Annotated in this window: 8 protein-coding genes; 3 read left to right on the plus strand and 5 right to left on the minus strand. The window is 71.8% G+C overall.

Going from position 1 to position 9,843, the window contains the following annotated elements:
• Positions 1-18 precede the first annotated feature (18 nt).
• On the minus strand, positions 19-915 hold the full coding sequence (locus tag N790_RS07260) for a LysR substrate-binding domain-containing protein (protein WP_043802612.1): 897 nt from the start codon (positions 913-915) through the stop codon (positions 19-21).
• Between the two features lie 98 nt (positions 916-1,013).
• Here N790_RS07260 and N790_RS07265 point away from each other — a divergent pair, with 98 nt between their 5' ends.
• Positions 1,014-1,910 (plus strand): DMT family transporter, encoded by an 897-nt coding sequence (locus N790_RS07265; protein WP_043802614.1) that lies wholly within the window; start codon positions 1,014-1,016, stop codon positions 1,908-1,910.
• A gap of 1,025 nt (positions 1,911-2,935) precedes the next feature.
• On the opposite strand, the gene N790_RS07270 is transcribed toward N790_RS07265, so the two are convergent.
• The 3 genes from N790_RS07270 to N790_RS07280 form a co-directional block, all read right to left on the minus strand.
• Positions 2,936-4,237 carry an NTP/NDP exchange transporter gene (locus N790_RS07270; RefSeq protein ID WP_043802616.1) on the minus strand — a complete coding sequence of 434 codons (1,302 nt, stop codon included), beginning with the start codon at positions 4,235-4,237 and terminating at the stop codon, positions 2,936-2,938.
• A 10-nt stretch (positions 4,238-4,247) separates the two neighbouring features.
• Positions 4,248-5,165 carry an aldo/keto reductase gene (locus N790_RS07275; RefSeq protein ID WP_043802619.1) on the minus strand — a complete coding sequence of 306 codons (918 nt, stop codon included), beginning with the start codon at positions 5,163-5,165 and terminating at the stop codon, positions 4,248-4,250.
• A 94-nt stretch (positions 5,166-5,259) separates the two neighbouring features.
• Entirely contained in the window at positions 5,260-6,774 is a 1,515-nt protein-coding gene (locus N790_RS07280) for an esterase/lipase family protein (RefSeq protein ID WP_043802620.1), read from the minus strand.
• A gap of 62 nt (positions 6,775-6,836) precedes the next feature.
• Here N790_RS07280 and N790_RS07285 point away from each other — a divergent pair, with 62 nt between their 5' ends.
• Together N790_RS07285 and N790_RS07290 are read left to right on the plus strand one after the other, a co-directional pair.
• Entirely contained in the window at positions 6,837-8,057 is a 1,221-nt protein-coding gene (locus tag N790_RS07285) for an HD-GYP domain-containing protein (RefSeq protein WP_043802623.1), read from the plus strand.
• Between the two features lie 16 nt (positions 8,058-8,073).
• Positions 8,074-9,312, plus strand: a complete 1,239-nt coding sequence (locus tag N790_RS07290) for a putative bifunctional diguanylate cyclase/phosphodiesterase (protein ID WP_169742159.1) — start codon at positions 8,074-8,076, stop codon at positions 9,310-9,312.
• 9 nt (positions 9,313-9,321) lie between these two features.
• Here N790_RS07290 and N790_RS07295 read toward each other — a convergent pair.
• Positions 9,322-9,843: response regulator (locus N790_RS07295; RefSeq protein WP_052385770.1), on the minus strand; the 522-nt coding region annotated here is incomplete at its 5' end.

The following is a 9,843-nucleotide window of genomic DNA, read 5'->3' on the forward strand; positions in this document are numbered from 1 at the left end:
CAGCATACCGCGCCGCGTTCAGGCGCCGAAACGCGCCACGTCGGCCAGCAGCCAGTCGATGAAGGCCTGCGCGGCCTGCGAGGGCCGCCGGTGCGCCGGGTGCACGATGTAATAGCCCCAGCGCGCCGGCATCGGCGGCAGCGCCAGCCGCACCAGCCGGCCGTCGTCCAGGAAGGGCGCGAGGATGCGTTCGCGCGCCAGCGCCACGCCCAGGCCCACCGCCGCGGCCTGCAGCGCGTCGGTGGTGTCGCTGAACTGGAAGCGTTCGTGCAGCGGTGCGCCGTGCACGCCGGCGGCGCGGAACCAGTCGTGCCAGCCCTGGCGCGCCTTGTCGGCGATCAGCGGCAGGCGGGCCAGGTCGGCGGGCTCGCGCACCGCGGCCAGGCCGGGGAAGGTGGGCGAGGCCACGGGCACCATGGTGTCGTCCATCAGCGCCAGCGCGGCCAGGCCGGGCCAGTGGCCGGGACCATGGCGGATGCCGAGCTCGGGGCCGCCGTCGTCGAAGCGCGCGAGGCTGGCCTCGGTGTCGAAGGTGAGCGCGATGCCGGGGTGTTCGGCGGTGAACCGGGGCAGCCGCGGCATCAGCCAGGCATGCAGCAGCGAATGCAGGGTGGTCAGCCGCACCCGGGCCGCCTGGTCGCGCGCCGCATGCAGGCCGCGCAGCACGCCCTCGAGGTCGGCCAGGGTGTTGCCGGCGGCGTCCGCCAGCTGGCGGCCTTCCGGCGTCAGCGTGACGCCGCGGGCATGGCGCTGGAACAGGGCCACGCCCAGCCGCGACTCGAGCTTGCGCACGTGGTGGCTGACCGCGCTCGCGGTGAGGTGCAGTTCTTCGGCCGCGTGGGCGAAGTTCTGGTGCCGGGCCGCGGATTCGAAGGCGACCAGGGCCGGCAGCCAGTCCGAACGAAGGGTGCTCATCAGGCGCAAACCAGATTGGTGGCTCGGCGCAAAAGTACTCGCTTGTAGGTTTCCTGTCGCCCTCCATAATCGCGTCCAGCCACAAGCCAGGCTCGTCCATGAAGAACCCCGTTGCCGCCACTCCCCCCGTCCAGGCCCTGGGCGTCCCCGCCTGGATGACGCCGCTGGAACTCGGCCTGCTGGCCGGCGTCTGGGGCGCGTCCTTCCTGTTCCAGCGCGTGGCCGCACCCGAATTCGGCGCGGCGCCGCTGGTGGAACTGCGGCTGGCCTTCGGCGCGCTGGTGCTGCTGCCCTTCCTGTGGCTGGCCCGGGCGAAGCTGCCCTGGCGGCTGTGGCCGCGGCTGGCGCTGGTCTCGGCCATCAACACCGCGGTGCCCTTCACCCTGTTCGCCTGGGGCGCCCAGCGCGCGCCGGCGGGCGTGGGCGCGATCACCAATGCGATGGCGGTGCTGTTCACCGCGCTGGTGGCCTTCCTGTTCTTCCGCGAACGCATCGCGCTGCGCAAGTGGATCGCGCTGGCGGTGGGTTTCCTGGGCGTGGTGGTGCTGGCCAGCGACAAGACCGGCGGCGGCGACATCGGCCCGGCCGCGGCGGCGGGCACGCTGGCGGCCTTCCTGTACGGCATCGGCGCCAACCTGGTGCCGCGCTGGTTCGCCGGCCTGCCGCCGGTGGCGGTGGCCGCGGCCACGCTGGTCTGCGCGTCGCTGCTGACCCTGCCGTTCGCGCTGGCGCAGTGGCCCACGCAGGCCATTTCGGCACCCGCCTGGGGTTCGGCGGTGGCGGTGGGCGTGCTCAGCACCGGCTGGGCCTACGCGATGTACTACCGGCTGATCTCGCGCATCGGCGCGGCGCGCGCGGTGACGGTGACCTACCTGGTGCCGCTGGCCGCGGTGGCCTGGGCCTGGGGCCTGCTGGGCGAGGCGCTGACCTGGCCGATGGGCATCGCCTGCGGCCTGATCCTGGGCAGCGTGGCGATCAGCCAGCGAAGCCGCTGAGGGCCCGCCCGGCCCGGCGCGCGGGCAAAAAAATGTTCTTCTCCCGAGTGAGGCACCGGCGCCGTCGCCACGGCGGAAGCGAGGGTCGCTTCCCGCTCAGTGGAGCCTTTATTTCGCGGGAAGCGACCCTCGCTTCCACCGCGCCGCCGGTACCTGCCGACATGGGCGCCCCACGGAGGGCGGGCGGGAGCGCGCTCCGATGCTTGCGCGTTACGCCCAAGGCCCAGGCCAGGCATCTTTCCTGCGGGTCTGGTGGGTTGAACGGGTCCACGCGCTTGCCGGCAGCACGTGCGCGCCTGCGTGTCCCTTCGGACACTTGATGCGGCGAATTGGCCAGCGTGGAAGGCGGCCAGCGCGAGAGTCCTCGCCGCCCGGCGGCGGGTGTGGGTTCAAGGCAGGCACACCGTGGCATCCGATCTCTGATCGAAGCTATCGGGCTGGCGAAGCGCCCTTCGCCTCAACCCCGCACCCGCCGCCGGGCGGCGCGCCGGTTCGTGCTGGCCATCTTCCCTTCTGGCGAAACCGCCACAGCCCGCGTCCGAAGGGACGCGAACGACGGGTCGCGCCCGGGTTCGTGCCCGAACCGGGTTAGCCCAGCCTGATCCGCAAGAAAAATGTGTCGCCTTGGTCCTGATCGGTTCGCGCAAGCACCGGAGCGGACAGCCACGGGCCTTTCGTCCAGCCGACCAAACCATCCCGCACTTGGGAGAAGAAGCAAAAAAATGGCAGGGCCGCCTGTCCCGAAAACAGCCTTGGCCCTGCCAAAGGGTGTCAACGCCAGGGGGCGGTTGACTGCAAACTGATTGCCGGGAGCCTCGACGAGGAGAGGGGTGGCCCGGCGCAGGGCCACTGGACCATTTTCGCCGCGGGGCCGGCAAGACCGGGGCGGGCCGGAAGGCGGGCTGGTCTGCTCAACGGCACTAACAAGGCGGGAGAATTGCCGCGTAAATGCGGCATGGCGGCGCGCCCGCGCAGCAAATCCGGACAAGCTTGGGATAGCTGTGCTTTACAGGTTAGCCAAGCTGTCAGACGGCAGTCGGCGGGCCCGCCGGCCCGCGCTCGCGACGGCCATGGGCCCGCGCCAGCGACCAGCCGGTGAACGCCCAGGCCAGGGCCAGGCCCGCGCCGGCCACGGCCACCACCGCCGGGTGCCCGGCGATGGCGTCGACGCCCGTCTTCACCCAGCCGCTCACTGCGTCGGCGCCACGGTAGACCGCGGTGTCGATGACGTTCTTGGCCTTGTACTTGGCTTCGGCCGGGACCGCGGTGAACAGCATTTCGCGGCCGGGGCGGGCGAGGGCGTATTCACCGGCGCGGCGCGTCACCATCACCACCGCGAACACGGCGAAGGTGGGCGCCAGCGCCAGCCACAGGAAACCCAGGGCCATCACCACCGGCACTGCGGTCAGCAGCACCGCCAGCCCCAGCCGCTGCACGATGCGGCCGGTGAGGAAGAGCTGGGTGAGGATGGCCAGCGACTGCACGATGAAGTCGAGCAGGCCGAACACCCGCGTCTGGTCTTCGCGGTCCGGGAAGTGCAGCTCCACCAGCCGCGCCTGCTCGAAATAAAGGAAGGTGGTGACGCTGGCCAGCAGCACCACGAAGGTGGCGATGCCCATCAGGTAGGGCGAGGAGAACACCGTGGTCAGGCCGGCGAAGGGATTGCCGCCGAGCGGCTCGCGCCGTGCCATGGTTTCGCCGGCCTCGAGCGGGTGGCGGTCGCGCCAGAGCTGCAGGACCACCGCCGCGCCGGCCGAAGCCAGCAGCAGCGCCGTGGCCAGCACCATCAAACCCGCGTGCCCGAGCGGGCCCACCAGCAGCACGGCCAGCAGCGGCCCGAGCAGGCCGCCGGCGCTGGCGCCGGCCGCCATTAGTGCGAACAGGCGCCTGGCCTGGGTGGCTGCGAACAGGTCCGCCAGCACGCTCCAGGCCACAGAGACGGACAGCAGATTGAACACCGACAGCCAGACGTAGAAGCTGCGTGCCACCCAAGGGTTGTCCGGCGCGCCGGCAATGGCCGCGGCGAAACCCAGCAGGTTCAGCGCGAAGAAGCCGTAGGTCCAGGGCAGGATGCGCCGTCTCCGCGCCCGCGCGGCGAGCAGGCCGAACAGCGGGATGGCGGCCAGCATCGTGATGAAAGTGGCCGTGAAAAGCCACTTCAGGTTTTCCACGCCGCTGGCGATGCCCATGGTTTCGCGCATCGACCGCAGCATGAAATAGCCCGCGAACAGCAGCAGGAACATGGCCACGCCGGCCAGCACGGCCGGCGCTTCGTCGGGCGCGACGCCGAACAGCCGGGACAGGAAACGCGCAACGGGTCCCGGCATCGGGCTCTCCTCAGGTGAACATCGCGACGAGCTCGGCGCACTGCGCCGTCGTCAGGGTGGGGCCGAAGCCCGCGCGCAGGTTGTCGTCCTGGCGGTCGGGTTTGCCGGTGGCGGGGATCACCACCGTCACGGCCGGGTGGGCCAGCGTGAACTTCAGGAACATCTGCGCCCACGAGGTGACGCCGGCTTCGGCGGCCCAGCCCGGCAGCGGCTTGCCGGACACGCGGGCGAACAGCCGGCCGTCGTCGAAGGCGCGGTTGACCATCACCGCCACGCCGTGGTCGGCGGCCACCGGCAGCACGCGCTTGCCGGCATTGGGCGCCGACACCGAATAGTTGATCTGCACGAAGTCGGGCTTCTCGGCCGCGACGATGTCGGCCAGCGTGTCGTGGGCGCTGTCGAGGTAGTGGGTGAGGCCCACGTACTTCACCTTGCCCCGGGCCTTGAGTTCGCGCGCCAGCGCCAGCTGGGTCTTCCAGTCGCGCAGGTTGTGCACGGCCAGAAGTTCCACCCGGTCGGTGCGCAGCCGGCGCAGCGAGTCGGCGAACTGCGCCTCGCCCGCGGCGCGGTTGTCGGCGGCGAGCTTGGTGGCCAGGAAGATGCGATCGCGCAGGCCCAGTTCGGCCAGCAGGTCGCCCAGCACGTCCTCGGCATTGCCGTAGTTGGGCGAGGTGTCGATCACCGTGGCGCCGCCGGCGACGAAGCGGCGCAGCACCTCGCGCAGCGGCTCGCGCCCGGCGGCGTCCACCTCGAAGCTGCCCGAGGTGCCCATGCCGATGGCCGGGATAGTCTCGCCGCTGGCGGGAATCACGCGGCGCGCGATCGGCCGCGGGGCAGGGCGGCCCGAGGCGAAGGCGGGCAGGGCGGGCAGCGCCGCGGCAGCGGCGGCGGCGATCGCGGCGCTGAGGAATGCTCGGCGGTTGGCCATGGCGTGGGACCTCTGTCGGCTGGGGAAGCCCGGATCGTCCCGCAGGCTACGTTAACGCCTTGTCCAGCCGCCCCTGCCGGTGGTCAGGGCGACTTCAGAGCGGTCCGCCCGGCGGGTCGTCGCGGAAGCGGCGCGGCGACAGGCTGCGCGTGAACCGGAACACGCCCTCGCGCACCACGCGCGTCAGCACCAGGTCGACCACCGTGGTCTGGTTCGGCTCCAGCACGGCCAGGAGGTCGTCCAGGCCCTCGCCGAGTTCCGCCGGCCAATGCTCCACCCACCGGCCCGTTTCCCGCGGCTGCAGCCGCAGGCCGTAGGGCGGGCGCGGGACCAGGGCCGGGCGAAGCACGCGGTCGTCGTCGTCGGTGATGGCCTCGCAGCCCGCGAGCGCCGCGTGGTTGAGGAAAAACGCCAGGTGGCCCGGGGCGCGCCGGTTGCCCTGGCGATCCGTGAGGAATCCCGCGGGCAACTGGTTCGGGTCGCCGGCCGGGCCGCCCGTGAGCAGCAGGTCCATGTCGGGCACCCGCGCGCCGTGGTTGTCGAGCAGGCGGAACAGCACCATGGCGTGCGGGTCGTGGAAATAGCGCCGGTCCGGGAGCACCGGTACCCTCTCGAGCTCGACCCGCCGCGCGGGCTGCTGGTGCACGGCGTTTTCGGCCTCGAACGCGCGCCGCAGCGCGAGGTAGCCGGCCTCGTCGGCCACGTCCAGGCAGCGCAGCACCGCGTCCACGGTGGGGTGCGGACGACCGTCGTCGCGCACGCTGGCCATGACGCCCATCGTGTCGCCGCTGTGGGAGAGGCCGGGCAGGATCTTGAAGGCGCTGGGCGCCGCGCGGGTGTCGGAGCGCAGCCGCAGCGCGCGCAGCCGGCGGCGCGCTGCCGCCAGGCTTTCGCCGGCCGGCACCGGGGCCTGTTCCAGCACCACGTGCCGGCAGTTGAGGTTGGCGCTGGCCAGGCGCACCACGCCGTCGCCGCCGGTCTCGCCGGTGTAGGCGTTGACGTGGTCGTAGAGCTTGCGGTCGATGGCGTCGCCGCAGAGCACGAACGGGAACAGCGGGTTCGCGCCACGGGTGGGATGCAGCCCCGGGTAGTCGTGGATCCAGCGCAGGTTGAGCGCCAGCGACTCCGGGCTGCCCAGCTCCAGCCAGTCCAGGACGCCCTGGCCCGGCTCCACGCCGTTGAACCAGGCCTTGATGCCCGCAAGCCGGCTCTTGCCCAGCTGCGCCAGCGCCGAGCCGAAGTTGGCCGGGGCCAGCATGACCAGGTGCGACAAAGGGCATTCGGCCAGGCGGCCGGTCGCCACGTAGTGGCGGTCCAGCCACTCGCGCACCACGGGGCCGCCGGTGCTGTGGGTGATGCAGGCGAATCGCCGGCGCCCGCCGGCTTCGGCGAGCACGCGCCTGGCGGCGTGTTCGAACGCGCGCGCGATGTCCTCGATCCGCACCTCGTCGCGGAAGCTGACGTACTGGCCGAGGTGGACGTGGGCGACGTCGAAGCCAGGGCCGCCACGGCGGGCGGATTCGGACTTCAGGCGGGCGGGCAGTTCGCCGTAGGTGGCGGTGCTGGTGACGCTCCAGCCGTGCACGAAGACGAGCAGGGGCTTGGCCATGGGAGGTCTCGGGGGGCTGTCTCCATGCTAACGTAGCGCCGCCACAGGGAGGGACGCAGGGGATGGCCGTCGAAGAGCGGCAGATGCTGGTGGGTCTGCTTGAAAAGGGGATGTACGTCAATCGCCTCGACCGCGACTGGGTCGGCACGCCCTTTCCCTTCCAGGGTTTCGTGATCGCCAGCGACGAGGACATCGAGCTGCTGGGGCTGTATTGCACCAGCGTGTTCATCGACGTCGAGAAGAGCGCGGCGCCCAGCCGGCCCTCGATGCGCGTCGCCAGCGCCGGTTCGCGCCAGGTGTTCCCCAAGCGCGGCCCTGAATACGTCAACACCGTCGCCGTCCAGGACGAGGTGCCGCGCGCCCGCGAAGCGCACACCGAACTGCGCAAGCTGGCCGAGCGCATCGCCGACGACGTGCGCGCCGGCCGCAGGCTCGAGCCGGGCGTGGTGCAGGAAGCCGTCGAACCGATGGTGGAAAGCCTGGTGCGCAACGCCGACGCCCTGTTCTGGCTGATGGCGCTGATGAAACGCGACGACTACGCCTACAGCCACGCCGTGAACTGCAGCGCCCTGGCGGCCGCCTTCGGCCGGCACCTGGCGCTGCCGCGCGACGTGCTGGTGGAACTAGCCACCGGCGGCTTCCTGCTCGACGCGGGCATGGTCACGCTGCCCGAAGACCTCACCCAGCACACCGGCAAGCTCGACGGCGAAGCCGTCCAGCTCATGCGCAGCCACGTCCAGCGCAGCATGGAGGTGCTCGACCAGGCCGGCATCACCGGCAAGTGGGCGCGCGAGCTGGTGGCCGGCCACCACGAGCGCCATGACGGCAGCGGCTACCCGCAATCCCTGGCCGGCGACCGCATCCCGCTCGCCGCGCGCATGGGCGCGGTGGTGGACACCTACGACGCGCTGCGCAGCGACCGCCCGCACCGCACCGGCGATTCCCGCCATGGCGCGCTGCAAACCCTCTACCGCGCCCGCGACCGGCTGTTCCAGGCCGAGGTGGTGGAACAGTTCCTGCAGTGCCTGGGTGTCTACCCCACGGGTTCGCTGGTGGAGCTGAGCACCGGCGAAGTGGGCATCGTGATGGCGCAGAACCAGGTGCGCCGCCTGCGCCCGCGCGTGATGCTGCTGCTCGACGCCAACAAGCAGCCCTACCAGCCCTACCGCGACGTCGACCTGATGGCCGGCGACCCGAACGTGGCCGAGGGCAGCGTCAAGATCCGCACCGCGCTCGAGCCCGGCGCCTACGGCCTCGACCCGGCCGACCTGTTCCTGCTGTGAGCGCGCCGCGGCCATGGTGATCGAAAGCGGACTGCTCGCCCGGCTCGAGCCGCTGGTGGACGCCAGCCGCGGCAAGGGCGTGCCGCTGGGCGTGCTGATGGTCGGCCTGCAGGGCCTGCGCGAGCTTCGCATCCGCAGCGGTTACGCCGCCGCCAGCGAGCTGGTCGAACGGGCCGGCGCGCTGCTGCGCGAGGCGCTGCGCCCCGGCGACGAGGTGGTCGAACTCGGCCGCGGGGATTTCGCCGTGCTGCTGCCGAACCTGCGCGACGGCCAGCACGCGCTGCTGGCGGCGGCGCGCCTGCTGCGCCAGTTCGAGCAGCCCGTGGTGGCCGACGGCCAGCCGGTGCTGGCGTCGGTGGCGGTGGGCATCGCCATGTGCCCGGAACACGCCGACCAGCCCGACCGGCTTTGCCGCCAGGCCGAGCAAGCCATGCTGATGGCGCGCCACGAACCCGACCGGATGCGCCTGTGCGGCGATTTCCCGGTCGCGCCGGGCATCGACCCGGCCGACCTGCTCGCGGCCATCCACGCCGGCCAGCTGGAAATGCACCTGCAGCCGGTGCTCGACATCCGCCGCAAGGCCGTCATCGGCGCCGAGGCGCTGGCGCGCTGGACCCACCCGGTGCGCGGCGTGGTCAGCCCGGCGGTGTTCGTGCCGGTGGCGGAGAACTCCGGGATGATCAGCCAGTTCACCCGCTGGGCCATCAACGCCAGCCTGCAGCACGCCGCCGAGGCGCGCGCCCAGGGCCTGGCGCTGACGATCTCGATGAACCTCTCTGCCACCGCCTTCGCCGAACGCGGCCTGGTGGAACAGATCCTCGGCGCGCTGCGCCTGTGGGACGCCGCGCCCAGGGACCTGGTGGTGGAGGTGACCGAAACCGCCATCGTCGCCGACCTGCAGCGCGGCGCCGTGCAGCTCAAGCGCCTGAACGCCGAGGGCATCCGCGTCTCGATCGACGACTTCGGCGTCGGCAATGCCTCGGTGGCCTACCTCAAGCAGTTCCCGGCCACCGAGATGAAGATCGACCAGTCCTTCGTCACCCACATGCTGGGCGACCTGCGCTCGATGCAGCTGGTGAAGGCGATGATCGGCTTCGCCCACACGATGGGCATGCGCGTGGTCGCCGAAGGCGTGGAGGACACGGACACGCTGCAGGCCCTGGCCGACCTCAACTGCAACCTGGCCCAGGGTTACGGCATCGGCCGGCCGCAGCCGGCGGCCGAATTCATCGCCGAATTCGCGCGCAATCGCTGAACCTCGCGCTCAGGCGGTTTCCTCGTCGTCCTGTCCGGCCCGTGCACCCGCGGGCAGGCGCCGCGGCACGCGCTGGGCGTCGAGCAGGCGCTCGATGCGGGCGAACACCTCGGCGCGCGAGAACGGCTTCTTCATGAAGTCGTCGGCGCCGATGCGGTGCACGTAGAACTGCTCGGTGGCCTGTTCGTTGCCGCTGATCATGATCACCGGGATGTCGCGCGTGTACGGGTCGCGGCGCAGCTGGCGCAGCGCGGCGAAGCCGTCCATGCCCGGCAGCACGATGTCGAGGAAGATGAGTTCCGGCGACTGGGTGCGGGCGATTTCCAGGCCCAGCTCGGCGTCGCCGGCCTCGAGCACGTGGTAATCGTTCTGGCGCAGCATGCGCGAGAGCAGGGCGACGATGGTGGCGGAATCGTCGATCACCAGCATGCGGGTGCCGGAGCGGGCGTTGGTGCGCGGCTTGCCGCGGCGCTCGGGACCGGCGGGATTGGCCGCCGCAGGCTCGGCGCCGCCGGCGGCCGGCGCGCTGGG

This window comes from Arenimonas malthae CC-JY-1, from assembly GCF_000747075.1.
In the GTDB taxonomy this organism is placed as follows: domain Bacteria; phylum Pseudomonadota; class Gammaproteobacteria; order Xanthomonadales; family Xanthomonadaceae; genus Arenimonas; species Arenimonas malthae.